Here is a 26,268-nt window from a genome sequence, read left to right as displayed (position 1 = left end):
GCGGCATGACCGAGCCGCGAATCATGGAGTAAGGTGTCCCCCCATGGCTCGCTATGTGTTCATCACCGGCGGCGTGGTTTCCTCGTTAGGAAAAGGCCTCGCCTCTGCCGCTCTCGGCGCTCTTTTGCAGGCGCGCGGCTACAAGGTCCGCCTGCGCAAGCTCGACCCTTATCTGAACGTCGATCCGGGCACGATGAGCCCGTATCAGCACGGCGAGGTTTTCGTGACCGACGACGGCGCCGAGACCGACCTGGACCTGGGCCACTACGAGCGGTTCACCGGCGTGTCGGCGGCCAAGTCCGACAACATCACGACCGGCCGCATCTATTCGACAATTCTGGAGAAAGAGCGTCGCGGCGACTATCTGGGCGCCACCGTCCAGGTCATTCCGCACGTGACCGACCAGATCAAATCCTTCTGCCTGACGCCTGCCCTGACGGACGCGGGCGAAGACGTCGATTTCGTTCTGGTCGAGATCGGCGGCACGGTCGGCGACATTGAAGGGCTGCCTTTCTTCGAAGCGATCCGCCAGCTTGGCCAGGACCTGCCGCGCGGCCAGAGCTGCTTCGTTCACCTGACGCTGCTGCCGTTCATCAAGACGGCCGGTGAGATGAAGACCAAGCCGACCCAGCACTCGGTCAAGGAACTGCGCTCCATCGGCATTCAGCCGGACATCCTGCTGTGCCGCTGCGAGCAGCCGATCCCGGCCGAGGAAAAGCGTAAGATCGGCCAGTTCTGCAACGTGCGCGAAAGCGGCGTCATCCAGGCGATGGACTCCGCCGATATTTACGCCGTGCCGCTGGACTATCACCGCGAGGGTCTGGACCGCGAAGTCCTGGCGCACTTCGGCATAAACGACGCGCCCGAGCCGGATCTGACCGGCTGGCAAGAGATCGCGCGTCGCCGCCTGCAGCCCGACGGCGAGGTGACCATCGCCGTGGTCGGCAAATACACCGTCCTCAAGGACGCCTATAAGTCCCTGATCGAGGCGCTGCATCACGGCGGCGTGGCCAACAACGTCAAGGTCAACATCGACTGGGTCGAGGCCGACACCTTCGAAGGCGATCCCGAAGCCTGCGAGGAGCGTCTTCAGGGTGCGCACGCCGTCCTGGTGCCCGGCGGCTTCGGCGAGCGCGGCTCGGAAGGCAAGATCGAGGCGGCCCGCTTCGCCCGTGAGCGCAACATTCCTTACTTCGGCATCTGCTTCGGCATGCAGATGGCGGTGATCGAGGCGGCGCGGAACCTGGCCGGCTATCCCAAGGCCTCGTCCACCGAGTTCGGCCCGACCGCCGAGCCGGTCGTCGGCCTGATGACCGAATGGACCCAAGGCAATCAACGCGTGCTGCGTCAGCAGGGCGGCGACCTAGGCGGCACCATGCGGCTGGGCGCCTATGATTCGACTCTGACAGCCGGGTCCAAGATCGCTGAGATCTACGGCTCGACCGCGATCAGCGAGCGTCACCGCCATCGCTACGAGGTCAACATCAACTATCGCGAGGCAATCGAGCAGAAGGGCGGGCTGGTCTTCGCCGGTCTCTCGCCTGACGGCGTCCTGCCCGAGACGGTTGAACGCCCGGACCACCCCTGGTTCATCGGCGTTCAGTATCACCCCGAGTTGAAGAGCCGTCCGTTCGCGCCGCACCCGCTGTTCGCCAGCTTCATCGGCGCAGCCGTGGTGCAGAGCCGCCTCGTCTGACGGAACGCGGTTCTCACAGACTCCATCAGGTCCGCGTTTTGCAGTAAACTGGCCGGAACGGATCGAATTGGCACGATCCGAATGCGGCGGGACCGTCGATGATCGGCGAGTTGCTTTATCACCTGCACCGGCACGTGCGCCTGGTGCTGATCGCCGGAGCGCTGATGCTCGTGCTCGGCGTGGTCCTGGTCGGCTATGAAGCGCTTCGGCTTCTGGACCAGCCGCCGGCCCGCCCGGCCGAAGCCGGACAGGCCTAAGCGCTTAGTCGATCTTCAGCCGAACGAAGAGCATAGCCCCGCCGGGATCGCCGCCGTACAGCGGCTCCAACGCCGTTGGCACGCGATTCATGGCATAGAGACCGCCGAGGCCGAACCGGACGTGTTCGGCGATCCGCCAGTCGCGGACCACGCCGACCGAGGCCTTGCCTACCGTGTAGAGCGGGCCGTGGCTGCCGCTGACGCCGGGAACCAGTTCATCCGTCTCGATCCGCTCGGCACGGGCGAAGACCGTCCAGCGGTCGTTGGGATGGACCGCCGTTTCCAGCAACCAGCCGTCCTTCGATTCGCCGTGATCGTTGGTCTTTCGGCCCCAAGCCAGGGTCGAGGACCACCAGCCGTCATCGCCCAGACGGCGGGTGTGGATGACGCTGGCCGACCATTTCGTCTCGTCCTCGTCGGGCTCCAGCTGTTCCGGCGCGGAGACATCGGCATAGGACGCCTGCAGCGACCATTCGTCGTTCGGATTCCAGGCGGTCCGCACCGACCAACTGTCCAGCCGTGGCGAATCGATGCCCCAGCGTTCCTCGTCCGGCTCGCGTCCCTTGAAGGCCGAGGTCTCGATCTTGAAGCGATCATGCGCCCAGCCCAGGGTCGTCACGCCGAAGACGATATGGGTGGAGTCCAGCCAATGGTGGGTGATCGGCGCCTCGGGACTGTCCATCGCGCTCATGCGGTGCATGAAGGCGGGCGGACCGAAGGCGGGCTCGCTAGGCAGGCCGATATAGCCATAGACGCTGTCCTTGTCGGACAGGCGCTTCGAATAGCTGGCCGACAGCTCCATGAACAGATCGTGCGGATGCTGGCGATCGACCAGAGGATTGACCCCGTCCGCTGTCTCGCCCGCCGCGAGAAGCAGCGGATAGCCGGATTTGCCCATCAGCGGGTCAGGGCTGAGCATAGCGCGCAGGTTCAGTTTCGAACCGTCGTCGAAGTCGCGGCGCGCCGAGGTCATCAACATGCCGGCGACGAAGGTCTTGTCGCCGCCGCGTGGCCCAGACTGGGTGTCATAGACCAGGTTCAGCATGGCGTGGGTCATCACCATCCAGTCGCCACGGACGGTGTGGATGCCGCCGTGCTCGCCCGCATCGGGTTGCCAACCGGTGCCTGAGGCGTCGCGGTTGATGGGCCAGGGGCCGTAGGGACTGGTCATCGTGTGACCCATGCTGGCGTGATCGGTCATCGGCTCGGCCGATGACATGGGCATGTCGTGACCTGCGTGCGGATCGGCAGTGGGCTTGGTCGACGCGTGGTGCGCGTGATCCTGCGCCGCCGCGGCCTGAGCCAGGGCGAGCAGGGAAGCGCCGGCGCAGGCGCCGACGAGAGTACGGATAGCCATTCAAGGCCTCCTGTGATGATCGTGACGGAGTGCGCCCTGCGAGAGGCGCGAGGTGTGTCAGACGATCAGGAGGCGGGGCGGTCCGGGTTCGGGCGACAGCAGTTGCCCGACTGGCAAGGCGGCCGGAACCGCGGCGATGCGCGACGGCGACAGGGTCGGACCGGAAACCGGCGCGGGGGCCAGCGTCGGTACCGCAACGCAGGCGACGCAGCAGATCATAGCCTTCATGGCCTTGGGCGCATGGTTCGGGATCTGGTCCGGCGAAGACTGGCCTGTCTCATGGCCCGTCTCATGGCAAGGCGCGGCGGTCGCCGGCGACGCCGAGGCGCCGACCGCGCCGAGCGCCAGCACCGACAGGGCGCCGAACAACAGCAACAGGGATTGAACGATCTTCACGGCGTCAGGATAGGCGTCGGGTCACGGCGTCGCAATGCGTCAGCGCGGCGGCTTCTTGTCGACAAGCGGCAGACCCTGCGCGTCGGGCGCTGTGGCGCCGCCGTCGCCCAGCGGCCGCTGCATGAACACCACGTCGCGCCAGTCGTCGTGCTTCCAGCCGGCCGCCTTGAACACGCCGGCGTCGGTGAAGCCGCGTGTACGGTGCAGGGCGATTGAGCCGACGTTCGCCGCATCACCGATGACCGCGACCATCTGACGAAGACCCATCGCTTCGCAGCGGACGATCAGCGCATCGAGCAGGGCGCCGGCGACGCCGCGCGCCCTGGCCCAGGGCGCGACGTAGATGGAGTCCTCGACCATATAGCGATAGGCCTGACGCGTGCGAAACGGCCCGGCATAGGCGTATCCCGCGACCGCGCCGTCGATCTCGATCACAAGGCGCGGCAGGCCCAGGGCCGCGACGGCGGCGAGACGCGACGCCATCTCGGTCTCGTCAGGCGCCTCCAGCTCGAAGGTGCCGCGCCCATTGGCGACGCTCTCGGCATAGATGGCCGTGATCGCGGCGATGTCGTCGGGACGGGCGTCGCGAACCGTCAGTGCGCTCACGCGTGCTCCCAGCCCTTGTCGATGGCCCAGACGGCGAAGGCGTAATCGTGGGCGACTTCTTTCAGATAGTCGAACCGCCCAGCCGCGCCGCCGTGACCGGCCTCCATATTGATCTTCAGCAGCACCGGCTTGCCCGAGGTGGTCGCGGGTCGCAGCTTGGCGACCCACTTCTCCGGCTCCCAATAGGTGACGCGCGGATCGGACAGGCCCCCCGTCGCCAGGACCGCCGGATAGGCTTTCGGCTCGACCTGATCGTAGGGACTGTAGCTCATCATATAGTCGTAGGCGGCCGGGTCCTCGATCGGGTTGCCCCACTCGGGCCATTCGGGCGGCGTCAGCGGCAGGGAGGTGTCCGACATGGTGTTGATCACGTCCACGAACGGCACCTGACCGATGATCCCGGCCCAAAGGTCGGGCCGCATATTGTTGACCGCGCCCATCAGCAGACCGCCCGCCGATCCGCCCTGGGCCACGATGTTTCCGGCCGCGGCGTATTTCTTGTCGATCAGGTGTTCGGCGGAGGCGATGAAGTCGGTGAAGGTGTTTTTTTTGGTCATCTTGCGGGCGTCGAGGAACCAGCCCCAGCCCTTGTCCGATCCGCCGCGAATATGGGCGATGGCGTAGATCCAGCCGCGATCCACCAGCGACAGCCGGTTGGTCGAGAAGCTGGCCGGCATGGGGATGCCGTAGGAGCCGTATCCGTAGAGCAGCAGGGGCGCCGAACCATCGACCGGCGTCGATTTGCGACGCAGCACCGTGACCGGCACCAGCTGGCCGTCCGAGGCAGGCGCGTTCAGCCGCTCGACCACATAGTCTTCGATATTGTGACCGGACGGGATCTGTTGCGTCTTGCGCAGGGTCCGCTCGCGCGACGCCATGTCGTAGTCGAACGTCTGCGTCGGCGTGGACGGCGAGTTGTAGGTGTAGCGTGTGGTCGTCGTCTCGTATTCGGAGGCGCCGGCCAGCGACAGGGCGAAGGCCGGTTCGTCCACCGCGATCTCATGCTCGGCGCCGGCCCGGTCGCGGATGATGATGCGGGTGTTGGCGTCTGCGCGTTCCTGACGCGCCAGATGGGCGTGGGTCAGGTCCAGGCCTTCGACGAAGCGGCCCGGCGTGTGCGGCACCAGATCGGTCCAGTTCGCCTTGGCCGGCGTCGCGGTCGGGGCCTGGACGATCTTGAAATCGATGGCGTCGTCCGCATTGGTGCGGATCACCCAGCGGTCGCCCCAGTGATCGACGTCGTAGCGGGTCGCGACCACGCGCGGCTCCAGCACGACGGGTTCGGCCGTCGGCGTGGCGGCGGGAATGTAGCGCGCCTCCGACGTTTCCTGGTTCTGAATGCCGATCACGATGAACTGGTCGTCGGCGGTGCGGCCCACGCCGATGAACATGCCGTCGTCGGCTTCCTCATAGACCAGGGTGGTCGCGCCGCCGCGCGCCGGGCGACGGAAAATCTTGTCCGGACGGCCGTTGTCGTCGCGATTGGTCCAGAAGATCCACTGGCTGTCCGGCGAGAAGACGAAGTCGCCGGTGGCGCTGTCGATCACCTCGGGCAGCACCTCGCCGGTCGCCAGATCCTTGACGTAGATCTTGTGCACCTCGGAACCCTGGGCGTCCTCGGCATAGGCGAACAGCGTGTGATCCGGGCTGTGGCTTGCGGCGGACACTTCCGAATAGGCCTTGCCTTTGGCTAGCTCGTTGGCGTCCAGCAGCAGTTGGGGCGTCGGGGCCATGACAAAGTTTTTCGTCACCGGCTGACCATCGACCATCCACGTGCCCTGACGCTCGACGCGCATGTAGCGGGGGTGCTGATCGCCTGTCTGGTATTCGACGTAGTAGTTCCAGCCGCCGTCCGGCGCCGGAACCGAGCTGTCGTCTTCCTTGATGCGGCCGCGCATCTCGGCGAACATCGTCTCTTGCAAGGGCAGGGTGGAGGCCATCATGGCCTCGCGGTAGGCGTTCTCGGCGGTCAGGTGCTCCTTGACCTCGGCCTTGATCAGGGTCGGATCGCGCAGGACCGCCTGCCAATTGTCGTCCTTCATCCACTGATAGTCGTCGGTCCGGGTGCGGCCCAGTTGTTCGATGACGACGGGGATTTTCTTGGCGACGGGCGGTTGAGGCATGGGGGATCCGGTGGACTGACGGGCGAGCGCGGGGGAAGCCGAAACGGCGAGGGCGGTCGCCGCCGTGGACATGATCAGTTGCCGACGATTCATCGGACGCTCCCTGCTTGTTTGAAGGGCGGACCTTGAAGGTCCGGCCCCCTCTACGTCAAACGGAGAAACGCCGAGCCGATCATCCGGCCAGCGCGTCCACCGTCATCCGCCGCAGCAGGTCGCCGCCCTGACCCACGGCAGCGAGACGGCTGGAAACGTGGCCCAAGACATTGGCGGCATAGACTTCGTAGAGGTCCAGCTTGCCCTGCAGCCAAATCGGATCACCGTCATTGGCGTCCAGCTTCGCCTTTGCCGCAAGCGCGCCCTTGGCCAGCATCCATCCGCCGGCCACATCGCCCAGCAGTTTCAGATAGGCGTCGGCGGCCGCCAGCACGTCGGCCGCTGCATTCGGATCGGCCTTCTGATCCAGCAGCCACAGGGTCGCATCCTCGACCGCCTCTATGGCGGTGGCGAACCGTTCGACGGGCTTGCCGCTATAGAGCTTTCCGAGATCGACCAGCGTCGCCTTCATGTCCGCGATCAGCGCCTTGGCCGAATCGCCGCCGTCCATCGACAGTTTGCGACCCACCAGATCCATGGCCTGAATGCCGTTGGTGCCTTCGTAGATAGGGGCGATGCGGGCGTCGCGATAGTATTGCGCCGCGCCGGTCTCTTCGATGAAGCCCATGCCGCCGTGGATCTGGACGCCCATCGAGGCGACCTCGCAGCCGATATCGGTGGACCAGGCCTTGGCGATGGGGGTGAACAGGTCCTCGCGCCCCTTCCAATGGCGACGTTCCTCATCGGTCCCGGCATGGCGAGCGAGATCGGCGGCGACGCCGGTCGACAGGCACACGGCGCGCGCCGCCGAAATCTTGGCCTTCATGACGCTGAGCATGCGGCGCACGTCGGGGTGGTCGAAGATCGGGGCGTTGGCCTCGCCCGTCCAGACCGAGCGCCCCTGACGACGCTCCAGGGCATAGGCGAGGGCGTGCTGATAGGCGCGTTCGGCGATGCCGACGCCCTCGACGCCGACCGCCAGGCGCGCCGCGTTCATCATCACGAACATATGGGCCAGGCCCTGGTTCGGCTGACCGACCAGTTCGGCGGTCGCCCCCTCATAGCTCATGACGCAGGTTGGCGAGGCGTGGATGCCCAGCTTGTGCTCGACACCGACCGGGCGGAAGGCGTTGCGGTCGCCGAGCGTGCCGTCTTCCTTCACTGCAAACTTCGAAGCAAGGAACAGGCTGATGCCCTTGGGCCCCTTGGGCGCGTCCGGCAGGCGGGCCAGCACCAGATGCACGATATTGTCGGTCGCGTCGTGGTCGCCCCAGGTGATGTAGATCTTCTGCCCGTTCAGCGCATAGGTCCCGTCGCCGTTCGGCGTCGCCGTGGTGATCAGCGAACCCAGGTCCGATCCGGCGCCCGGCTCGGTCAGCACCATGGCGCCGGTCCATTCGCCGCTGACCAACTTGGTCAGATATTTGGCTTTTTGCTCTTCCGTACCGACCTGCTCCAGCGCCTCGATCGAGGCCAGCGACAGCATGGGGCACAGGCCGAACGCCATGTTGGCGGCATGGACGGTCTCATAGGCCGCCAGTTCCAGCGCCTTGGGCAGGGCCTGTCCGCCCGCTTCGGTCGAGGCTGACAGCCCGGTCCAGCCGCCGGCCGCGAACTGGCGATAGGCGTCGGCGAAGCCGGGAGCGGCGGTGACGGCGCCGTTAGCGTAGGTCGAGCCCTTCTGATCCCCAATCCGGTTTAGCGGCGCCAGCACCTCTTCGGAGAATTGTCCCGCCGCCTCCAGAACGGCGCCGGCGACGTCGGCGTCATAGTCGGGAAAGGCGCCGGTTGCGGCTACGTCGGCCATGCCGGCGACGGATTCCAGAGTGAAGGCCAGGTCTCGAACGGGCGCGCGATAGGTCATGGGTTTCCTCAATCGTCTTTGCGGCCTAAGTGCCGCGTCGGGGCTTGTCGCTGCAAGCGTCTTGGCGACGCGCCCCGTCTCAGTGCAAAGTGGTTGAATGCATGGTGACGCCGTGCCGTCGCGGAAGGGAAGACATGGGCGAGCCCCGCAATCGATATTCGCTCGTTTCCCTGCTGATGCACTGGGGTATCGCCGCCGCCGTCTTGGCGCAGGTGCTGCTGATCACCGCGCATGAGAATACGGAAGGGGCGATTTCGGGCCAGTTCGTCATGCTGCACAAGTCGCTGGGTCTGACGATCCTGGTGCTGACCCTTGCGCGGATCGGATGGCGCCTGGCGCATCCGGCGATTCCCTTGCCGTCGGCCTTGCCGCGCTGGCAGAAGGTGGCCGCGCGCGCGACGCACGTTCTGTTCTACCTGGCCCTGATCGTTATTCCGATGACCGGTTGGCTCGCATCATCTGCGGGCGGGCGCGCGATCGAGTGGTTCGGCCTCTTCTCCTGGCCCTTGCTGCCCGTCGGCGGCGGGCGTGAAACGGCGCGCAGCCTGATGGGCCTGCACGAACTGGCGGTGAAGGGCCTCTATGTCTTGATCGCCCTGCATGTGATCGCGGCGCTGAAGCACCAGTTCATCGATCGGGACAATGTGCTGCACCGGATGATCCCGATCATCCCGCGCCGACCGTGAGCCAAACACCGCTGCAAGCCGCCCAGGCGCTGGCGAACGGCGATCTGATCCTGCTGCCGACCGAGACCGTTTACGGACTGGGCGCCGACGCCAGCAATGCAGAGGCGGTCGCCGCCATCTTCGCCGCAAAAGGACGGCCGAAGTTCAATCCGCTGATTTCCCATGTCGTCGATGCCGATGCGGCCGCCGAAATCGGCGATTTGGGCCCGCTCGGACAGGCCTTGGCGGACGCCTTCTGGCCCGGGCCCTTCACCCTGATCACGCCAATCCTGGATGCCCGTCGGGTTTGCGACTTGGCGCGCGCCGGGCTGGACAGCGTCGCGATCCGCGTTCCGGCGCATTCCGTGGCCAGGGAAGTGTTGGCGGCGTTCGGCGGCCCGGTCGTGGCCCCCTCGGCCAATCGTTCCGGCCGACCGAGCCCGACGACCTTCACGGATGCTGTCGAGGAAACGGGCTTTGCCGTCTCAGCGGCTGTCGATGGCGGGCCCTGTCAGGTCGGTCTGGAAAGCACGGTCGTGTCGGTGCTGGGCGGCCGGGTCGCCCTGCTGCGTCCCGGCGCCATCACTCGATCCGAGATCGAGGCGGTCGTCGGTCCCCTTCATGAGAGCGGGGAGGGGCATCGTTCGCCCGGGCGACTGACCCTGCACTATGCGCCGGATGCGCCGGTCCGGATTGACGCGGAGCAGGCGCGTGACGGCGAGATCCTGCTCGGCTTTGGCCCAGAAGCTGGCGAGCCGCGCTGGAGCCTGAGCCCGTCGGGCGACCTGCGCGAAGCCGCCGCCAATCTGTTCCGACTGCTGCGCGAAGCCGACCGCACACGGCCGACAGGTATCGCCGTGTCGCCGATTCCGACGACGGGATTGGGTGAAGCCATCAACGACCGTCTGCGTCGTGCCGCAGGCTTCGTCGGCTAGCCGAAGCGAGCCTGAAGATCGACGCTCGACTGGCGACCCACGCTGCTCAGGCAAGCATTCAACCAATCGTCGGCGGCCGCACGTCCCCGCGCCTTAAGATCGTTGAGGAAACCCCATTCGGTGTTGAACTTGGACCGCAGCGACAGGTCCGAGAGCCAGCCGTCCGCCTCGATCGCGTGCAACCGGACGTGCCGATAAGGTCCCGCGCCGCCGCCTTTCAACTGCCCGTGTTCGATCAGTTCACCCGCCAGGGCGATGGCGCGCAGTTCGGCGACCAGCGGGGCGTTGAAGACGATCTCGTTCAGCCGATCGACGATGTCGCCTGCGCTTTTAGGCGTCTCGTCGCGCACCATCGGATTGAGCGTGATCAGCAGGACGTCGTCCGGCGTGTCGTCTCCGGTCAACGGCCACAGCGGCGGATTGGTCAGATAGCCGCCGTCCCAATAGGGCTCGCCGTCGATCTCCAAGGCTTGAAACAGATGGGGCAGGCACGCCGACGCCATCAGGACATCGGCGTTGATCTCATTCGTCTGGAAGATGCGCGCTTTCGCCTGGCGCACAGCGGTGGCGGCGACGAAAAGCCGGATGTCCGAGGCCTGGACGGCGCCGAAATCGACCGAGGCCTGCAAAACCCGTTTCAGAGGGTTATGGTTCAGCGGATTGAATTCATACGGACTCATCGACATCGCCAGAGTCTCGCCCGCGCGCCAGAATGGGTTGTCCTTGATCCAGTCGGGCGTCCGCGCTGCATTCCAGATCGCGCTGTCGCCGAAGACGTTGCGACCGCCGGACTGGTTGACCTCTCGCCAGAGCTTGTCCAACGCGGCGCGGCCATCCCCTGACGCGAGGCCCGACACCAAGGCCGTGCCGTTCATCGCTCCCGCTGAGACGCCGGACACCGCGCGAATATCAAGCCGATCGTCTTCCAACAGACGATCCAGCACGCCCCATTGAAAGGCGCCGTGTGCGCCGCCGCCCTGAAGCGCAAGGCATATGGGCCGTCTGGCGGGAGCGGCGGAAACGATGTCCGCCGCTGCGGCGGTCTTGCGCTTGAAAATCGCCATGACCGCCGCCTTCCTTTGCTACTGCGCGGTCCAGCCGCCGTCGATGGAGAAGCTGGCCCCGTTGGCCGAGGCGCCGAGGTCGCTGACCAGGTAGAGGAAGATGCCGGTCAGTTCCTCCGTTGTGACGAACCGCTTTGTCGGCTGAGCCGCCAGGATCACGTCCGTCAGCACCTGCTCCTCGGTCATGTTTCGCGTGCGCGCCTGATCCGCGATCTGCTTGGTCACGATCGGCGTCTCGACGAAGCCGGGGCAGATGGCGTTGCAGGTGATGTTGTCCCGCGCCAGTTCCAGCGCTGCGGTCTTGGTGAAGCCGATGACGCCATGTTTTGCCGCGACATAGGCGGACTTGAACGGACTGGCCACCAGACCGTGCGCCGAGGCCATGTTGATGATCCGGCCGCGTCCCTGCGCCTTCATGATCGGGATCGCCGCGCGCGTGGCGTAGAAGGCCGAGGACAGGTTGATGGCGATGATCTTCTCCCACTGGTGGACAGGGAAGTTCTCGACGGATTCGACGTGCTGGATGCCCGCGTTGTTGACCAGAATGTCCAGGCGTCCCAGTTCGCGTTCAGCGAAGGCGATCATGTCGGCGATCTCTTCGCCACGCGTCATGTCCGCCGGATGATAGAGGACGCGAACGCCGGATGAGGCCTCCAGATCGGCGCGGGTGCGCTCGATCTCCGCCGGGTCGCCCAGGCCGTTCAGCACGACGTCGCCGCCGGCCACCGCCACGGCCCGCGCCAGAGCCAGTCCGATGCCGGAGGTCGAGCCCGTAATGACCGCGACCTGCCCTTTCAGATCACCGATACCGCGTGCCGCCCGACTGTCGGCGCCCGTGGAGTCCTTAGGCTCTTGCGACATGAATCCGCCCCTTCGTTTGTTTTGGCGAGATTAGCGGGAGGTCGATGTCGGGATCAAGAATTTCCCGATCTGATGAATATCCACTCGGCGTCGGTCGAGGCGGCCTTGTCGAACGCATAACCGTCCCAGTCGAAAGCCTTCAGGTCCGCGACCCGTTCCACGCGCTCGTCGATCGCGAACCGCGCCATGGCCCCGCGCGCCTTCTTGGCGAAGAAGGAGATGATGCGGCTCTCGCCGTTCTTCTCTTCCCGGAACTGGGGCGTGACGACAGGCAGTTTCAGAGCCTTTGCATCGACGGCGCCGAAATATTCCTGGCTGGCCAGGTTCACCAGCGTCGGATCCGACTGGCCCTCGGCGTCTTCGTTCAGTTGTTTGGAAATCCGGTCGCCCCAGAAGTCGTACAGGCTGGCACCGCGACGCGTCTTCAGCCGCGTGCCCATCTCCAGGCGGTAGGGCTGGATTCGGTCCAATGGACGCAGTAGGCCATAGAAGCCGGACAGGATGCGCAAATGATCCTGCGCAAAAACCAAGGCCTCGGCGTCCAGTTCACGCGCTCGCAAGCCCTCATACACATCGCCGGCAAAGGCGAAGGCCGCCTGAACGCCCTCGGTCGATTCAGGATCGAAAGCCTTGAAGCGCGCGGCGTTCAGGGTCGCCAGATCGTCGGAAATCCCCATCAGCCGACGCAGGTCCGCCTTGGTCTGACGCTTGGCGGTCTTGGACAGGCTGGCTGTATCTTCGACGAACCGGCGGTCACTGCCGGGAATAGCCGCATCGGCTTCGGTGAAATCGAGGCGCTTGGCCGGGGAAAGAACAATCAGCAAGACGCGGCTCCGTAATGTCGCCGCCCACATAGGATGCTTCGATGACGATTTGAACCGGCTGCTGCGAAGGGCGCGTCAGGCGTCCCGGCGTGACCAGCCGAGCTTGCCGAGAGTTTCCATCGGGCGGAAGTCGGCCTTGTAATCCATCTTGGCCGAGCCCTGGACCCAATAGCCGAGATAGACGAACGGCAGGCCGACGATGGCGGCCTGGCGCACATGATCCAGGATGGCGAACCGGCCCAGGCTGCGCCGCTCTATCGTCGGATCATAGAAGCTGTAGACCATCGACAGACCGTCTTTCAGCAGGTCCGTCAGGGTCACGGCGACCAGATCGCCCGGTCCGCCGTCGGTGGAGGGCAGACGGTATTCGATCAGATGGGTTCGCACGGCCGTATCCTCGACCATGGCGACGTAATCCAGCCAGCCCATGTCGCTCATGCCGCCGGTCGGATGGCGCGTGGTTAGGTAGCGGCGCAGAAGCTGGAACTGCTCGGTCGTCGCCTCCGCTTCGACCAGGTCGCGCGACAGGTCGGCGTTGCGGGCCAGAACCTTGCGCTGCGAACGGGTGAAGGCGAACTCCGGCACCGGCAGCCGCACCGAAACGCAGGCGTCACAGGCCTCGCATGCCGGGCGATAGGCGATGTTCTGGCTGCGGCGAAAACCGGCCAGCGTCAGTTCATCATTGACGTGCGCGCCGTCCGAGAAGGGGAGGTTGGCGAAGACCTTCCGCTCCGTCTTGCCCGGCAGATAGGGGCAGGGCGCGACCGAGGTCATGAAGAAGCGAAGCTGTCGGGTCGGTACGTGCTGGGTCACGGCCTCAGGTCCGCATCCGATCTTGCCAATATTGCGACGACACAACGCTCATCGCGCGATTTGGCGTCATCCGTGTTCCGGCTGCAAGCCTGTTCGCGTTGCAGCCGAGCCGGGTCACAGCGAGGTGTCCGACGGCAGGACCGGCGCCTCGCGCAACAGGACGATGGCGATGCGGCGGTTGCCGGCCAGGGTCGGATCGTCCGGATAGAGCGGGTCGGACCCCGCCTTGCCCGCCACCGAATAGACCCGGTCGGGATCGACGCCCGAACCTTGCAGCACCAGACGCGAACCGTTGGCGCGCTCGGACGACAGGGTCCAGTCCGCAGGGGCGCTGGCGCGGCTGGAGCCGGGCGCTGCGCTGGTGTGTCCGGTGATTGAGATGCGGTTCGGCAACTGGTTGATCACCTTGGCCACGGCGCGCAGCAGCACCTGGGCGCGGGCATTCGGGCGCGCAGAGTTGTTGTCGAACATCGACCGGCCTTCCTGATCGACCAGCTGGATGCGCAGTCCCTCGGGGGTCTGGTCCACGATCAGCTGTTTCGACAGTTCGGCCAGTTCCGGCATCGACTGCATGGCCTGGCGCAGCGATTCGGCGGCGCTGGCGAACTCGGCGGCCTCGCGCTTCTGGATTTCGGCCTGGAGAGCCGAGTCGCTGGCGGACGACAGGCTGGAGCCCGTCTGATCGGTCGCGGGCGCCTCGGGCGCCAGTTCTTCCAGAACCGACTGCGAGCCGGCGCTCTTGACGCCATCGTCGCCCAGCGATGTGCCTCCCAGAATGCCGCCGGAGCCCGAGGTCGTCTCGGACACGCTGGCGGGCGCGAAATACTCGGCAATGCCGCGCTTCTGCTCCGGGTCGGTCGTGTTGATCAGCCACATCAGCAGGAAGAAGGCCATCATGGCGGTCACGAAGTCCGCATAGGCCACCTTCCACGCACCGCCATGGTGGCCTCCGCCGGAGACCTTCTTGACCTTCTTGATGAGGATCGGACGATCGCTCACGGACATGGACGCGCACCCCGACGAATGGTGTCCCATTGTGGGCTGGCCAAGGTTAACCGGGCGTTGACCTTGAACCCCGGCGCGGCGCGGCCTAGTCCGACGGCAGGATCAAGGAGCCTGTCATGAAGATCGCATTCGCCGGCCTGGGCGTCATGGGCGCCCCGATGGCCCGTCATCTGGTCGAGACGGGCCACGACGTGACCGGCTTCAATCGTACTGTGGCAAAGGCCGAGGCCTGGGCTGCGGCGACGCGCGGCAAGGCGGCGGCGACGGTGGCTGAGGCGGCCCGGGGCGTCGACCTGTTCATCCTGTGCGTCGGCAATGACGACGACGTGCGGGCCGTGGTGACCGAGGCCTTGCCGCATCTGTCGGAGGCCGCCGTGATCGTCGATCACACCACGACCTCGGCCAAGGTGGCGCGCGAAATGGCTGAACTGGCGAACGGGCAGGGGCGGTCGTTCATCGACGCGCCGGTGTCCGGCGGCCAGGCGGGCGCCGAGAACGGACAACTCAGCGTCATGGCCGGCGGGGATGCCGCCGCCCTGGCGAAGGTTGAGCCCGTGTTGAAGGCCTATTCCAAGGCGATCAAACATATGGGACCGGCCGGGTCAGGCCAGCTGACGAAGATGGTCAACCAGATCGCCATCGCCGGCGTCGTCCAGGGTCTGGCCGAGGCGGTCCACTTCGCTCAGGTCGCGGGGCTGAACACCGACGCCGCCTACGAGGCTGTGTCCAAGGGCGCCGCGCAAAGCTGGCAGATGGACAATCGCTGGAAGACGGCGGCCAAGGGCGAGTTCGACTTCGGCTTCGCCGTAGACTGGATGCGCAAGGACCTGGGTCTGGTGCTGGACGAGGCGCGCACGAACGGCGCGCGCCTGTCTCTGACGGCCCTGGTCGATCAGTTCTACGCCGAGGTTCAGGCCATGGGCGGAAACCGCTGGGACACCTCCAGCCTGGCGGCGCGACTGCAACCCCGCGACTGATGCCTAAAGCCGGCGGTGCATGATGTGCAGGCCGACCGGGCCGTGCGTCGGGTGATCGAACGCTTCGGGAACCGTCCCCACGATCTCGAAGCCCAGCTTCTTCCAAAGGGCGACGGCCACGGTATTGGTCTCGACCACGGCGTTGAACTGCATGGATCGGAAGCCCGCATCCCGCGCGAACACAAGTGCAGCTTCGCCCAAACTGCGGGCCACGCCGCGCCCGCGCGCTTCGGGCGCGACCATGAAGCTGCCATTGGCCACGTGGGCGCCGTTTCCCTGCTGGTTCGGAATGATCTTGGCGGCGCCCAGCACCTGGCCGTTCTCGACCGCAACCAAGGTTCCGCCGGGCGCGGGCGGGGTCCACAGGAGGCGCGCTTGATCCTCGGTCATGTCCAACGGATAGGTATAGGTCTCGCCCGCGCGGGTGACGGTCTCGATGATCGGCCAAAGGCCCGGCCAGTCGGCCTCCGTGATCGGCCGGATCTTCACGCCGATCAGCCCAGCAGCCGTGCGGCCTGTGGTGCGAAATAGGTCAGCACGCCCGCGCAACCCGCGCGTTTGAACCCATGCAGGGTCTCCAGGATCGCACGGTCCTGATCCAGCCAGCCATTGGCGATGGAGGCCTGCATCATCGAATATTCGCCCGATACCTGATAGGCGAAGGTCGGCACGCGGAAGGTCTCGGACACGCGGCGAACGATATCCAGATACGGCATGCCCGGCTTGACCATCACCGCATCGGCGCCCTCCGACAGGTCCATCGCCACCTCCTTCAGCGCCTCGTCGGAGTTGGCGTAATCCATCTGATAGGTCTTCTTGTCGCCCTTCAGCATCGCAGAGGAGCCCACGGCGTCGCGATAGGGACCATAGAAGGCCGAGGCGAACTTGGCGGCGTAGGACAGGATCAGCGTATCCTGAAACCCGTTGGCCTCCAGCGCCTCTCGCACCGCCTGGATGCGGCCATCCATCATGTCCGACGGGGCCACGACATCGGCGCCGGCGTGGGCGTGGATGAAGGCCTGTTCGGCCAGACGGTCCAGCGAGGCGTCGTTGGCGATGCGGTCGCCCTCCATCACCCCGTCGTGGCCATGGTCGGTGTAGCAGTCCAGGGCGACGTCGGTCATGACGCCGATCTCGGGCGCGGCGTCTTTGATCGCCTTGATGCAGTCGGGGATCAGGCCGTCGGGATCGGTCGCGCCGGTGCCGACCGCATCCTTGATCGCGCCATCGACATTGGGGAACAGGGCCACCATCGGAATGCCGAGGTCGCGCGCCTCGACCGCCGCAGTCGCCGCCGCCTTGGGGGAAAGCCGAAACACGGCGGGCATGGAGGCGACAGGGACGCGATCCTCGGCCCCGTCATGGACGATCAACGGCCAGATCAGATCGGCCGGCGTCAGGGTCGTTTCCGCCACCAGCCGCCGCACCCACGGGCTGGACCGCAGGCGGCGCGGACGGGCAAGCGGGAAAGGGGCGGGCTGATAGGGAAGCATGGCGAGACCTTGGAAAATCCAGCGTCGGACTAGCGCCGCAACGACCGGTGCGCAAATCGCGTGATGCGTCGAATCGTTTCGTGCGTGATGACGGCTTGCGCGGATCGGCGAAATGCGAGCCTATCGCGAAAAATCGATGGAGACGGTGATGATCGGGAAATTGGCGGCGGGTGCAACGGCCCTGGTTCTGGCGGCAGGTCTGTCCGGCTGCATCATCATCGACTCGGACGGCGGAGAGCAGACCGTCGTCGCCCCGGCGGCCGACGCGCAGCCGGCGGGCTATTCCAGTCTCTATGCCGATGCGGTCGCCGATCCCAAGCGTCCGGCCGAAGAGGTCGCGCGTGATCCGCTGCGCCATCCGGCCGACATTCTCGCCTTCGCCCAACTCGAGCCGAGCGACAAGGTCGCCGACATTCGCCCCGGCGCAGGCTATTTCACACGTCTGTTCTCCGACGTGGTCGGCCCGACCGGCCGCGTCTACGCCTTCGTACCTGAGCGGACGATGGCGCGCGAGAACGCTGGGGCCGATGCACTTGTCGCCGCCTATTCGAACGTGACGCGGGTCAACGGCCTGCTGGACTCCATGACCTTCGCCGAGCCGCTGGACATGATCTTCATGAGCCAAGAGTACCACGACTTCCACATCCCCGGTTTCAACACCGATGTGGCCAAGATGAACGCGGCGGTGTTCGCGGCGCTGAAGCCCGGCGGCCGCTACATTCTGATCGACCATGAAGCCGCGCCCGGCACGGGCATCTCGGCGGTCCAGACCCTGCACCGCATCGAAGGCGACTATCTGAAGCGCGAGGTCGAGGCGGCCGGCTTTGTCTTCGAGGGCGAGAGCCAGGCCGTCGCCAATCCCGCAGACGACCACAGCCTGAGCGTCTTCGACGAGAAGATCCGCGGCAAGACGGACCAGTTCGTCTATCGCTTCCGCAAGCCGGGCTGATCGATCTCGATACTGAGAACCGTTATCAATTAAGGGTTTGGGGCGTTTTGTCCATGCGGCGGACATGGACAAGCCCGCTTCGGGAGAGCAAACAACGCAAAGACATCGCCATAAGCGAAAGAACGCGTAGTTTGTTCGACTATAAGGCCGCCTTTAATAGCTCGGTGGAGCAGGTTCGCAGCGAAGGACGCTATCGCGTCTTCGCCGATCTGAAGCGCGTGCGCGGTCAGTTTCCGCAGGCTGTGCGTCGCCGCGAGGATGGCTCCGAACAGGACGTCGTCATCTGGTGCTCCAACGACTATCTCGGCATGGGCCAGCACCCCGTCGTGCTGGACGCCATGCATAACGAGATCGATGCGGTGGGCGCCGGCGCGGGCGGCACGCGCAACATCTCCGGCACGACTCGCTCCGCCGTCGATCTCGAAGCGGAGCTGGCCCACTGGCACCAGAAGGAAGCGGCGCTGCTGTTCACCTCGGGCTATGTCGGCAACGAGGCGACGCTGTCGACCCTGCAGAAGATCCTGCCGGGCCTGATCACCTTCTCCGATTCGCTGAACCATGCCTCGATGATCGCCGGCATCCGTCACGGCGGCGGCGAGCGTCACGTCTTCATGCACAACGATCTGGCGCATCTGGAGGCCCTGCTGGCGGCGGCGCCGGCCGATGCGCCCAAGCTGATCGCGTTTGAGAGCGTCTATTCGATGGACGGCGACATCGCCGATCTGGCCGGCACTATTGCCCTCGCCAAGAAATACGGCGCCCTGACCTATCTGGACGAGGTCCATGCGGTCGGCCTGTACGGCGAGACCGGCGCGGGCGTCGCCGAGCGCGACGGCGTGCTGGATCAGATCGACATCATCGAATGCACCCTGGGCAAGGCGATCGGCGTGATGGGCGGCTATATCGCCGCCGACGCCATGATCATCGATGCTGTGCGCAGCTGGGCCTCGGGCTTCATCTTCACCACATCGCTGCCGCCGGCCCTGACTGCCGGCGCCTTGGCTTCCGTGCGTCACCTGAAGGCGCACCCCGAACTACGCGTCCAGCATCAGGAGCGGGCCGCGACCCTGAAGGCCCGTTTCGCCGCCGCCGGTATCCCGGTGATGGAAAGCGAGAGCCATATCGTGCCGGTGCACGTCGGTGATCCGGTCCACTGCAAGATGATCTCGGACATGCTGCTGGACGAGTACGGCGTCTATGTTCAGCCGATCAACTATCCGACTGTGCCCAAGGGGACCGAGCGCCTGCGTTTCACGCCGTCGCCGAACCACACCGACGCCATGATGGATCATCTGGTCCAGGCGATGGACAAGCTGTTCGCCCACTGCAACGTGGCGCGCCGACCCGTCGCCGCATGACGACGGGCGACGACCTCGGAGAGGTCATCGTCGAATTCACCCGAAACGGCCCCTACCTCAAATGCTCGGCCATCCATGTCGCGACGGGCCGGGAGGTCAGCGCCATGGGGCCGGTCAATGAACCCAAGTCCGTGGAACGGGTGGCGATCGCCAAGCTAAGGCGGGCACTGGGCAAAGGCTGACCACAAGATGTTGTGGTCGGGCCCGGCTGGGGATAGATAGGCCAGCTTCTGATTTCGGGGATTCCAGAGTGACGGCCTTCACCCACGACGCCTATTTCACCAAGACGCTCGCTGACGCCGATCCGGATGTCTTCAAGGGCATTCAGGGCGAGCTGGGCCGTCAACGCGAGCAGATCGAGCTGATCGCTTCAGAGAATATCGTCTCCCAGGCGGTGCTGGACGCGCAGGGTTCTGTCCTGACCAACAAATACGCGGAAGGCTATCCCGGTCGTCGCTATTACGGCGGCTGCGAGTTCGTCGACGTGACCGAGGACCTGGCGCGTGAGCGGGCCAAGCAACTCTTCGGCGCGGCCTTCGCCAACGTCCAGCCGCACTCGGGCGCCCAGGCCAACCAGGCGGTCTTTTTCACCCTACTGCAACCCGGCGACACCTTCCTGGGCATGGATCTGGCCTGCGGCGGGCACCTGACGCACGGTTCGCCGGCGAACCAATCGGGCAAGTGGTTCCGCCCCGTGACCTACAAGGTGCGCGAAGACACTCACCTGATCGACTACGATCACGTCGCCGAAATGGCCGAGCGTGAGAAGCCCAAGCTGATTCTGGCCGGCGCCTCGGCCTACAGCCGCCACATCGACTTCAAGCGCTTCCGCCAGATCGCCGACAGCGTCGGCGCCTATCTGATGGTGGACATGGCGCACTACGCCGGCCTGATCGCCGGCGGCGCCTATCCGGACCCGATCCCGCACGCCCACGTCGTCACCACGACGACGCACAAGACCTTGCGCGGCCCGCGCGGCGGCATGATCCTGTCCAACGATGTTGATCTGGGCAAGAAGATCAACTCCGCCGTCTTCCCCGGCCTGCAAGGCGGCCCGCTGGAACACGTCATCGCGGCCAAGGCCGTGGCCTTCGGCGAGGCGCTGAAGCCCGAGTTCAAGGGCTATGCCCAACAGGTGGTCAAGAACGCCCAGGTCCTGTCCGGCGTCCTGATCGAGCGCGGCCTGGCCATCGTCTCGGGCGGCACCGACAGCCACCTGGCGCTGGTCGACCTGCGGCCCAAGGGCGTGACCGGCAAGGCGACCGAGCACGAGCTCGAAAAGGCGCTGATGACCTGCAACAAGAACGGCGTGCCGTTCGACACCGCTCCGTTCACCGTCACCTCGGGCGTCCGCCTGGGCACGCCGGCCGGCACCACGCGCGGCTTCGGTGAGGAAGAGTTCAAGCAGATCGGTCACTGGATCGCAGACGTCGTCTCGTCGATGAACGGCGGCGACGAAGCCGATCCGGCCGTGGTCGCAGGCGTCGCGGCCCAGGTGCGAGAGTTGACGCACCGCTTCCCGATCTACGGATAACCGCCTGATGAAGTGCCCTTTTTGCGGTCATCAGGACACCCAGGTGAAGGACAGCCGGCCGTCGGACGACGGCTCGGCCATTCGACGCCGTCGGTCCTGCCCGAACTGCAACGGGCGCTTCACGACGTTCGAACGCGTGCAACTGCGTGAGCTGGTCATTCTGAAACGCAACGGACGGCGCACGCCCTTCGATCGCGACAAGCTGGAACGCTCGCTGGGCGTGGCCCTGCGCAAACGCCCGGTCCAGGCCGATCAGGTCGAGCAGATGGTCAACCGGATCGTCCGCCAGTTGGAAAGCCTGGGCGAGACTGAAATCCCGTCCAGCACGGTCGGCGACTTCATTATGAAAGCGCTGAAGGGCGTGGATGAGGTGGCCTATGTCCGCTACGCCTCGGTCTACAAGGATTTCCGCCACACCGGCGACTTCGCCAAATTCCTGGGCGACGAAGGGTTCGACGAACCGTCCGGCAAGGCCTGATGCGGGTCACGCTGAAACTGGCGACCTCCTTGGACGGGCGGATCGCCACGGCCTCGGGCGAGAGCCAGTGGATCACCGGCGAAGCGGCGCGGCTGGAGGGTCACCGCCTGCGCGCGGGGCATGACGCCATCCTGGTCGGTGTCGAGACGGTTCTGCACGACGATCCCGAACTGACCGCCCGCCTTCCGGGCCGCAGCGTGGATCAGCCCTTGCGCGTCGTGCTGGACAGCCGGCTGCGCACGCCGCAGGCGGCGAAGGTCGCCGGCGAAAACACCCTGATCCTGACCGCCGCAGAACCGCGCACGATCGGCGCCGCCAAGGTGGTGCAGGTCGCCGCCGAGGACGGTCGTCCGACCATCCCAGCCGTGCTGAAAGCCTTGGAAGCCGCCGGCGCAACCTCGCTTCTGATCGAAGGCGGCGGCCAGATCGCGGCGTCTTTCCTGCGCGCCGATGCCGTCGATGTGCTGGAATGGTTCCGCGCCCCAGTCCTGCTGGGCGGTGAGGGGCGGCCCTGCGTCGCCGCCCTGGCTCTTGCAAAGCTGGCCGACGCCCCCAAGTTCCGTCGCCTAGGCGTCGAGCCCGTCGGGGACGATCTGTGGGAACGCTACGTCCGTCTCTGACGCCGTCCAATTTAGACGATTAGACGAATTAGACGGTATTTTTCTCCCAAGGGGTCCAGAGTCCAAATGTTCACCGGCATCGTCACCGACATCGGCCGCGTCCGCGAGGTCCGCGAGACCGATCGTGACCGGCGCTACGAGATCGAGACCGCCTGGAACACCGACGGCATCGACCTGGGCGCTTCCATCAGCCACGCGGGCTGCTGCTTGACGGTGACCGAAAAGGGCCACGATGCACGGGGGGGCTGGTTCGCCGTCGAGGTGTCGAACGAGACCCTGTCCAAGACCACCCTGGGCGCCTGGAAGACCGGCGACGGCGTCAATCTGGAGCGGGCCGCCAAGCTGGGCGATGAGATGGGCGGCCACGTCGTATCCGGCCACGTCGATGGTCTTGGGCGGGTGGTTTCGATCACGCCCGAAGGCGGATCGCACCGGATCGAGGTCGAGGCCCCCGCACCCCTGCATCGCTACATCGCCGCAAAGGGGTCGATCACGGTGGACGGCGTGTCTTTGACCGTAAACGCCGTCGAGGGGCAGGTCTTCTCGCTGAACATTATCCCCCACACCTGGGACATGACGACCCTGGGCCGCTTGAAAGTGGGCGATCCCGTCAATCTGGAGATCGATATGCTGGCGCGATACCTTGCGCGGTGGCAGGAGACCGCGTGATGCAAGCCCAGGCCGCAAACATGAACGACAGCCCCATCAGTCCCATCGAGGACATTCTGGAGGACGCCCGCAACGGCCGTCCCTACATCCTGGTGGACGCCGAGGATCGCGAGAACGAGGGGGACATAATCATCCCCGCCCAGTTCGCGACGCCGGACCAGATCAACTTCATGATCCGCCAGGCGCGTGGCCTGGTGTGCCTGGCCCTGACCGCCGAGCGCGCCCAGCAACTGCGCCTGCCGCCAATGGCCGCTGACAACCGCGAGAGCATGAAGACCGCCTTCACCGTCTCGATCGAGGCCAAGGACGGCGTGACGACCGGCATTTCCGCCGCCGACCGCTCGCGCACCATTCATGTAGCGACCGACGCGTCAAAGGGCATGGACGACATCGTCTCGCCGGGACACATCTTCCCGCTGGTCGCGCGCGACGGCGGCGTTCTGGTCCGCGCCGGCCACACTGAGGCGGCCGTGGACATCAGCCGCATGGCCGGCCTGACCCCCGCCGGGGTGATCTGCGAGATCATCAAGGACGACGGCGAGATGGCGCGGATGCCTGATCTGGTCGCCTTCGCCCAGCTGCATGGGCTGAAGATCGGCACCATCGCCGACCTGATCGCCTATCGCCGCCGCACCGAACGCTTCGTCGAGCGGATCATGGATACGCCGTTCGAAAGCGTTCACGGCGGACCGTTCCGCCTGATGCTGTACAAGAACACCATCGAGGGCGCCGAGCATGTGGCGCTGGTCAAGGGGCGCATCGATCCTGCCAAACCGACCTTGGTGCGGATGCACCAGGTGGACTTCGCCTGCGACCTCTTGGGCCATGTCGAGGCGCGCCAGGACTATGTGCCCAGCGCCCTGAAACAGATCACCGACCATGACGGACCCGGCGTCGTCGTCTTCCTGCGCGATCCGTCGCTGACCTCGCTGGCCGAACGGCTGGCGGGCGCGGACAAGCCGGCGGCGATGGATCGATCGCTGCGCGCCTATGGCGTGGGGGCCCAGATCCTGCTGGACCTGGGTGTCAGGGATATGATCGTGATGAGTTCGACGCGACCCGAGCCGACGGCGCTGGAAGGCTACGGCCTGCGCATCGTCGGCTGGCGCGACATGGATGGAGAAACCAAGGCGTGACCGAAGCCCCCCGTATTTTGATCGTTGAGGCCCGCTTCTACGACGACCTGGCCGACGCCCTGCTGGAAGGGGCCAAGGAGACGCTGAAGGCGCGCGGCGCCCACTTCGACGTCATCACCGTACCCGGCGCGCTGGAGGTGCCGCCGGCCATCGCCCTGGCCGAGGAGGCCGGCCGCTTCCCGACCGCGCCCCGCTATGATGGCTATGTCGCTCTGGGCACGGTCATCCGTGGCGAGACCTACCATTTCGAGATCGTCTCCGATCAGTCGGCGGCCGGCATCATGGCGCTTGGCGTCAAGGGCGTCATCATCGGCAACGGCATACTGACGACCGAGGACGAAGATCAGGCCTGGTATCGGGCCCGTCTTTCGGAAGGGGATAAGGGCGGCGGCGCCGCCAAGGCGTGCCTGGACCTCATTGCATTGAAGAGGCGGTTGCGTCATGGCGTCGGCGCATGACTGAACCGAACAGCGTCAAAGCCGTCCTCGAACAACTCGCCGAAGCCGAAAAGCAGCGCGCCGAGCCCAATCTGAGCTCCAAACAGCGTCGCGCCCGCACCGTGTCGCGTCTCGCCGCCGTCCAGGCCCTGTATCAGATGGAACTGGCGGGCGAGGGCGTGGAGACGGTGATCACCGAATTCTCCAACTTCCGCTTCGACGCCGACATTGAGGGCGAAGCCCTGGCTGAGGCCGACGAGGCCTATTTCGCCGACATCGTGCGCGGCGTAATCGAAAGCCAGCGCGACATCGACACGGCCATCAAGGCCCGCCTGGCCTCCAACTGGAAGCTGGAGCGGATCGACGCCACCCTGCGCGCCTTGCTGCGTTCGGGCGCTTGGGAGCTGATTAAGCATCCCGAGACGCCGCGCGAGGTCGTGATCGATGAATATGTTGAACTGGCCAAGGCCTTCTTCGACGACGCCGAGGCGCGCTTCGTCAACGCGGCGCTGGACGGCGTGGCCAAAGACACCCGCAAATAATGCCGGCGCTCGACGTCGCGGGCGAGTTCGAGACGATCGAGCGGCTGTTCAAGCCCCTGGCCCACCCTGAGTGGGGCAGGGGGCTGGCCGACGATGTGGCGGCGCTGCCGTCACGCCCCGGCTGTGACCTCGTCCTGACCAAGGACGCCATCGTCGAGGGCGTGCATTTCCTGCCTGACGATCCGATGGATACCGTGGCCAGGAAGCTGTTGCGGGTGAACCTGTCGGACCTCGCCGCCAAGGGCGCTGAGCCGTTCGGCTATCTGCTGGCCTGCTTCTGGTCCGAACGCTGCGGCTGGCCCGAGCGCGAGGCGTTTGCGGCCGGGCTGGCCGAGGATCAGGCTCGGTTCGGCGTTCATCTGCTCGGCGGCGACACGGTCAAGACGCCCGGCCCGCTGTCCTTCTCTCTGACGGCCCTGGGCTGGGCGCCGACGGGTAAAGCCGTTTCTCGCGCAGGCGCGCAGGTCGGCGACCTCGTCTTCGTGACCGGCGTCATCGGGGACGGGCTATTGGGGCTCAAGGCGGCGCAAGGGCAGCTGGGTCTGGCGCCTGAGCGGATGGAGGCTTTGGTCAGCCACTACCGGATGCCGACGCCACGGACCGACTTCGCCGACATCGTGCGCGAGTTCGCCACCGCATCCGTCGACGTGTCGGACGGCCTGGCCTCCGACCTGGCCCATATCGCGCAGGCCAGCAGGGTCGGTGTGGCGCTTAACCTGAACGTCCTGCCCCTGTCCGCGGCGGCCCAGGCCTGGTTCGACGACCGGGTCGATCCGCAGCTATCGCTGGAAGATCTGGCCAGCGGTGGTGACGACTATGAGATCGCCTTCACCGCCCATCCGCGCCACGAAGACGCCCTGCGGCGCGAGGCCGAGCGCCGACTGATTCGCCTGACCCGCATCGGCGAGGTCACCGCTGGGCAGGGCCTGACGGTCCTTTACGACGGCCAGCCCGTGCCGATGGCCAGAAACGGCTGGACCCACGGCTGAGGCGGCAAGGGAATCCTAACGCCCGTCCGGCATGATGTCGTGATGGACCGTAGAACCCTGATCGCCGCCGGAACCGCTGCTCTGACCGGCGCCGCCGCCAGTCGCGCCGCCGCCTCCGGCAGCGAAACCGAGTCTGCGCCTGCGGCCCTGAGCATCGCAGGCCTCGGCCTGCCTGTCATCGAGGGCGGGCGTTTGCGGAACTACGTGTTTGTCGCCCTCAGGCTCGAACTGGGCGCCGGCAAGACCGTCGAGCAGATGAAGCCCAAGGAAGCTTTCTTCCGCGACGCCGTCGTTCGCGCGGCCCACAAGACGCCCTTCACCGTGCCCGGCGACTGGACACGGCTGGACGAGCGGGCCCTGTCCGCCTCGCTGGTGGCGGCGTCTGCGGCGATCTCGGGTCGCGGCTCCGTGCGACGCGTCGAGGTCGTCAGCCAGTCGCCGCGCCGCCGCACGGGCATGCAGACCGCCCGCTGAACGGGCTGAGCGACCGCTGTTGCGTCACTCCGCCTGCCATGACAGGCTCCCTT

General features: G+C 66.0%; 29 protein-coding genes. 17 read left to right on the top strand and 12 right to left on the bottom strand.

Going from position 1 to position 26,268, the window contains the following annotated elements; all coding sequences use genetic code 11:
* Positions 1–43 precede the first annotated feature (43 nt).
* Both PFY01_RS10555 and PFY01_RS10550 read left to right on the top strand, forming a co-directional pair.
* Entirely contained in the window at positions 44–1,696 is a 1,653-nt protein-coding gene (locus PFY01_RS10555; protein ID WP_066551592.1) for a CTP synthase, read from the top strand.
* A 98-nt stretch (positions 1,697–1,794) separates the two neighbouring features.
* Positions 1,795–1,953 (top strand): hypothetical protein, encoded by a 159-nt coding sequence (locus tag PFY01_RS10550; protein WP_271041249.1) that lies wholly within the window; start codon positions 1,795–1,797, stop codon positions 1,951–1,953.
* 4 nt (positions 1,954–1,957) lie between these two features.
* On the opposite strand, the gene PFY01_RS10545 is transcribed toward PFY01_RS10550, so the two are convergent.
* The 5 genes from PFY01_RS10545 to PFY01_RS10525 form a co-directional block, all read right to left on the bottom strand.
* Entirely contained in the window at positions 1,958–3,310 is a 1,353-nt protein-coding gene (locus PFY01_RS10545) for a hypothetical protein (RefSeq protein WP_271041248.1), read from the bottom strand.
* Between the two features lie 57 nt (positions 3,311–3,367).
* A complete protein-coding gene (locus PFY01_RS10540) occupies positions 3,368–3,706 on the bottom strand; it encodes a hypothetical protein (RefSeq protein ID WP_271041247.1) in 339 nt (112 codons plus the stop codon).
* 39 nt (positions 3,707–3,745) lie between these two features.
* Positions 3,746–4,303, bottom strand: coding sequence for a GNAT family N-acetyltransferase (locus PFY01_RS10535; protein WP_420197071.1), 558 nt, complete (start codon positions 4,301–4,303; stop codon positions 3,746–3,748).
* 5 nt (positions 4,304–4,308) lie between these two features.
* Entirely contained in the window at positions 4,309–6,528 is a 2,220-nt protein-coding gene (locus PFY01_RS10530) for a S9 family peptidase (protein WP_271041245.1), read from the bottom strand.
* Positions 6,529–6,607: 79 nt separating this feature from the next.
* Positions 6,608–8,392 carry an acyl-CoA dehydrogenase gene (locus PFY01_RS10525; protein ID WP_271041244.1) on the bottom strand — a complete coding sequence of 595 codons (1,785 nt, stop codon included), beginning with the start codon at positions 8,390–8,392 and terminating at the stop codon, positions 6,608–6,610.
* A 134-nt stretch (positions 8,393–8,526) separates the two neighbouring features.
* On the opposite strand from PFY01_RS10525, the gene PFY01_RS10520 reads away from it, so the two are divergent.
* Positions 8,527–9,078, top strand: coding sequence for a cytochrome b (locus PFY01_RS10520; RefSeq protein WP_271041243.1), 552 nt, complete (start codon positions 8,527–8,529; stop codon positions 9,076–9,078).
* Positions 9,075–9,992: an L-threonylcarbamoyladenylate synthase gene (locus PFY01_RS10515; protein ID WP_271041242.1), complete on the top strand. Its 918-nt coding sequence runs from the start codon at positions 9,075–9,077 to the stop codon at positions 9,990–9,992. The genes PFY01_RS10520 and PFY01_RS10515 overlap by 4 nt, the downstream gene beginning before the upstream one ends.
* Here PFY01_RS10515 and PFY01_RS10510 read toward each other — a convergent pair.
* From PFY01_RS10510 to PFY01_RS10490, 5 genes are all read right to left on the bottom strand, one after another.
* Entirely contained in the window at positions 9,989–11,056 is a 1,068-nt protein-coding gene (locus PFY01_RS10510) for a patatin-like phospholipase family protein (RefSeq protein ID WP_271041241.1), read from the bottom strand. The two genes, PFY01_RS10515 and PFY01_RS10510, sit on opposite strands and share 4 nt — an antisense overlap.
* An 18-nt stretch (positions 11,057–11,074) precedes the next feature.
* Complete coding sequence (locus PFY01_RS10505; RefSeq protein WP_271041240.1) at positions 11,075–11,917, bottom strand: 3-hydroxybutyrate dehydrogenase; 843 nt, start codon at positions 11,915–11,917, stop codon at positions 11,075–11,077.
* Between the two features lie 53 nt (positions 11,918–11,970).
* Positions 11,971–12,741 (bottom strand): peroxide stress protein YaaA, encoded by a 771-nt coding sequence (gene yaaA, locus PFY01_RS10500; RefSeq protein WP_271041239.1) that lies wholly within the window; start codon positions 12,739–12,741, stop codon positions 11,971–11,973.
* Between the two features lie 75 nt (positions 12,742–12,816).
* Positions 12,817–13,554 carry an arginyltransferase gene (locus PFY01_RS10495; RefSeq protein WP_271041238.1) on the bottom strand — a complete coding sequence of 246 codons (738 nt, stop codon included), beginning with the start codon at positions 13,552–13,554 and terminating at the stop codon, positions 12,817–12,819.
* A 114-nt stretch (positions 13,555–13,668) separates the two neighbouring features.
* The gene (locus PFY01_RS10490) at positions 13,669–14,559 is read right to left on the bottom strand and encodes a flagellar motor protein MotB (protein ID WP_055753623.1); all 891 of its coding nucleotides are present in this window, start codon (positions 14,557–14,559) and stop codon (positions 13,669–13,671) included.
* 116 nt (positions 14,560–14,675) lie between these two features.
* On the opposite strand from PFY01_RS10490, the gene PFY01_RS10485 reads away from it, so the two are divergent.
* Positions 14,676–15,536, top strand: a complete 861-nt coding sequence (locus tag PFY01_RS10485; protein WP_271041237.1) for an NAD(P)-dependent oxidoreductase — start codon at positions 14,676–14,678, stop codon at positions 15,534–15,536.
* A gap of 3 nt (positions 15,537–15,539) precedes the next feature.
* Here PFY01_RS10485 and PFY01_RS10480 read toward each other — a convergent pair whose 3' ends face one another.
* Both PFY01_RS10480 and hemB read right to left on the bottom strand, forming a co-directional pair.
* Entirely contained in the window at positions 15,540–16,025 is a 486-nt protein-coding gene (locus tag PFY01_RS10480; protein WP_271041236.1) for a GNAT family N-acetyltransferase, read from the bottom strand.
* 5 nt (positions 16,026–16,030) lie between these two features.
* The gene (gene hemB / locus PFY01_RS10475) at positions 16,031–17,029 is read right to left on the bottom strand and encodes a porphobilinogen synthase (RefSeq protein WP_271041235.1); all 999 of its coding nucleotides are present in this window, start codon (positions 17,027–17,029) and stop codon (positions 16,031–16,033) included.
* Between the two features lie 148 nt (positions 17,030–17,177).
* On the opposite strand from hemB, the gene PFY01_RS10470 reads away from it, so the two are divergent.
* From PFY01_RS10470 to PFY01_RS10415, 12 genes are all read left to right on the top strand, one after another.
* Positions 17,178–17,978, top strand: coding sequence for a class I SAM-dependent methyltransferase (locus PFY01_RS10470; protein ID WP_271041234.1), 801 nt, complete (start codon positions 17,178–17,180; stop codon positions 17,976–17,978).
* 131 nt (positions 17,979–18,109) lie between these two features.
* Positions 18,110–19,336: a 5-aminolevulinate synthase gene (gene hemA, locus PFY01_RS10465; protein WP_271041233.1), complete on the top strand. Its 1,227-nt coding sequence runs from the start codon at positions 18,110–18,112 to the stop codon at positions 19,334–19,336.
* Positions 19,333–19,518, top strand: coding sequence for a DUF6898 family protein (locus PFY01_RS10460; protein WP_055753617.1), 186 nt, complete (start codon positions 19,333–19,335; stop codon positions 19,516–19,518). The genes hemA and PFY01_RS10460 overlap by 4 nt, the downstream gene beginning before the upstream one ends.
* A 68-nt stretch (positions 19,519–19,586) precedes the next feature.
* Complete coding sequence (gene glyA, locus PFY01_RS10455) at positions 19,587–20,870, top strand: serine hydroxymethyltransferase (RefSeq protein ID WP_271041232.1); 1,284 nt, start codon at positions 19,587–19,589, stop codon at positions 20,868–20,870.
* Between the two features lie 7 nt (positions 20,871–20,877).
* Positions 20,878–21,348, top strand: coding sequence for a transcriptional regulator NrdR (gene nrdR / locus PFY01_RS10450; RefSeq protein WP_039245113.1), 471 nt, complete (start codon positions 20,878–20,880; stop codon positions 21,346–21,348).
* The gene (locus PFY01_RS10445) at positions 21,348–21,968 is read left to right on the top strand and encodes a RibD family protein (RefSeq protein WP_271041231.1); all 621 of its coding nucleotides are present in this window, start codon (positions 21,348–21,350) and stop codon (positions 21,966–21,968) included. Before nrdR ends, PFY01_RS10445 begins: the two co-directional genes overlap by 1 nt.
* A gap of 66 nt (positions 21,969–22,034) precedes the next feature.
* Positions 22,035–22,637 carry a riboflavin synthase gene (locus tag PFY01_RS10440; protein ID WP_271041230.1) on the top strand — a complete coding sequence of 201 codons (603 nt, stop codon included), beginning with the start codon at positions 22,035–22,037 and terminating at the stop codon, positions 22,635–22,637.
* Positions 22,637–23,773 carry a 3,4-dihydroxy-2-butanone-4-phosphate synthase gene (gene ribB / locus PFY01_RS10435; protein WP_112862040.1) on the top strand — a complete coding sequence of 379 codons (1,137 nt, stop codon included), beginning with the start codon at positions 22,637–22,639 and terminating at the stop codon, positions 23,771–23,773. Before PFY01_RS10440 ends, ribB begins: the two co-directional genes overlap by 1 nt.
* Complete coding sequence (ribH, locus tag PFY01_RS10430; RefSeq protein ID WP_271041229.1) at positions 23,770–24,231, top strand: 6,7-dimethyl-8-ribityllumazine synthase; 462 nt, start codon at positions 23,770–23,772, stop codon at positions 24,229–24,231. Before ribB ends, ribH begins: the two co-directional genes overlap by 4 nt.
* On the top strand, positions 24,228–24,752 hold the full coding sequence (gene nusB / locus PFY01_RS10425; protein WP_017503912.1) for a transcription antitermination factor NusB: 525 nt from the start codon (positions 24,228–24,230) through the stop codon (positions 24,750–24,752). The genes ribH and nusB overlap by 4 nt, the downstream gene beginning before the upstream one ends.
* Complete coding sequence (thiL, locus tag PFY01_RS10420; protein ID WP_271041228.1) at positions 24,752–25,741, top strand: thiamine-phosphate kinase; 990 nt, start codon at positions 24,752–24,754, stop codon at positions 25,739–25,741. The genes nusB and thiL overlap by 1 nt, the downstream gene beginning before the upstream one ends.
* Positions 25,742–25,783: 42 nt before the next feature.
* Complete coding sequence (locus PFY01_RS10415) at positions 25,784–26,215, top strand: hypothetical protein (RefSeq protein ID WP_045811165.1); 432 nt, start codon at positions 25,784–25,786, stop codon at positions 26,213–26,215.
* The last annotated feature ends 53 nt before the right edge of the window (positions 26,216–26,268 follow it).

Source organism: Brevundimonas vesicularis, assembly GCF_027886425.1.
In the GTDB taxonomy this organism is placed as follows: domain Bacteria; phylum Pseudomonadota; class Alphaproteobacteria; order Caulobacterales; family Caulobacteraceae; genus Brevundimonas; species Brevundimonas vesicularis_C.
This window is presented reverse-complemented; position numbering and strand designations above follow the sequence as displayed.

Excerpts from the sequence above, each read along its gene's own strand:
- thiL (WP_271041228.1), top strand. The coding sequence starts at position 24,752 with ATGCCGGCGCTCGACGTCGCGGGCGAGTTCGAGACGATCGAGCGGCTG.
- PFY01_RS10490 (WP_055753623.1), bottom strand. The coding sequence starts at position 14,559 with ATGTCCGTGAGCGATCGTCCGATCCTCATCAAGAAGGTCAAGAAGGTC.
- PFY01_RS10415 (WP_045811165.1), top strand. The coding sequence starts at position 25,784 with ATGGACCGTAGAACCCTGATCGCCGCCGGAACCGCTGCTCTGACCGGC.
- PFY01_RS10545 (WP_271041248.1), bottom strand. The coding sequence starts at position 3,310 with ATGGCTATCCGTACTCTCGTCGGCGCCTGCGCCGGCGCTTCCCTGCTC.
- PFY01_RS10440 (WP_271041230.1), top strand. The coding sequence starts at position 22,035 with ATGTTCACCGGCATCGTCACCGACATCGGCCGCGTCCGCGAGGTCCGC.
- PFY01_RS10460 (WP_055753617.1), top strand. The coding sequence starts at position 19,333 with ATGACGACGGGCGACGACCTCGGAGAGGTCATCGTCGAATTCACCCGA.
- PFY01_RS10505 (WP_271041240.1), bottom strand. The coding sequence starts at position 11,917 with ATGTCGCAAGAGCCTAAGGACTCCACGGGCGCCGACAGTCGGGCGGCA.
- ribB (WP_112862040.1), top strand. The coding sequence starts at position 22,637 with ATGCAAGCCCAGGCCGCAAACATGAACGACAGCCCCATCAGTCCCATC.
- PFY01_RS10550 (WP_271041249.1), top strand. The coding sequence starts at position 1,795 with ATGATCGGCGAGTTGCTTTATCACCTGCACCGGCACGTGCGCCTGGTG.
- nrdR (WP_039245113.1), top strand. The coding sequence starts at position 20,878 with ATGAAGTGCCCTTTTTGCGGTCATCAGGACACCCAGGTGAAGGACAGC.
- hemB (WP_271041235.1), bottom strand. The coding sequence starts at position 17,029 with ATGCTTCCCTATCAGCCCGCCCCTTTCCCGCTTGCCCGTCCGCGCCGC.
- PFY01_RS10520 (WP_271041243.1), top strand. The coding sequence starts at position 8,527 with ATGGGCGAGCCCCGCAATCGATATTCGCTCGTTTCCCTGCTGATGCAC.
- nusB (WP_017503912.1), top strand. The coding sequence starts at position 24,228 with ATGACTGAACCGAACAGCGTCAAAGCCGTCCTCGAACAACTCGCCGAA.
- PFY01_RS10525 (WP_271041244.1), bottom strand. The coding sequence starts at position 8,392 with ATGACCTATCGCGCGCCCGTTCGAGACCTGGCCTTCACTCTGGAATCC.
- PFY01_RS10555 (WP_066551592.1), top strand. The coding sequence starts at position 44 with ATGGCTCGCTATGTGTTCATCACCGGCGGCGTGGTTTCCTCGTTAGGA.
- PFY01_RS10530 (WP_271041245.1), bottom strand. The coding sequence starts at position 6,528 with ATGAATCGTCGGCAACTGATCATGTCCACGGCGGCGACCGCCCTCGCC.
- PFY01_RS10470 (WP_271041234.1), top strand. The coding sequence starts at position 17,178 with ATGATCGGGAAATTGGCGGCGGGTGCAACGGCCCTGGTTCTGGCGGCA.
- PFY01_RS10485 (WP_271041237.1), top strand. The coding sequence starts at position 14,676 with ATGAAGATCGCATTCGCCGGCCTGGGCGTCATGGGCGCCCCGATGGCC.
- PFY01_RS10510 (WP_271041241.1), bottom strand. The coding sequence starts at position 11,056 with ATGGCGATTTTCAAGCGCAAGACCGCCGCAGCGGCGGACATCGTTTCC.
- PFY01_RS10445 (WP_271041231.1), top strand. The coding sequence starts at position 21,348 with ATGCGGGTCACGCTGAAACTGGCGACCTCCTTGGACGGGCGGATCGCC.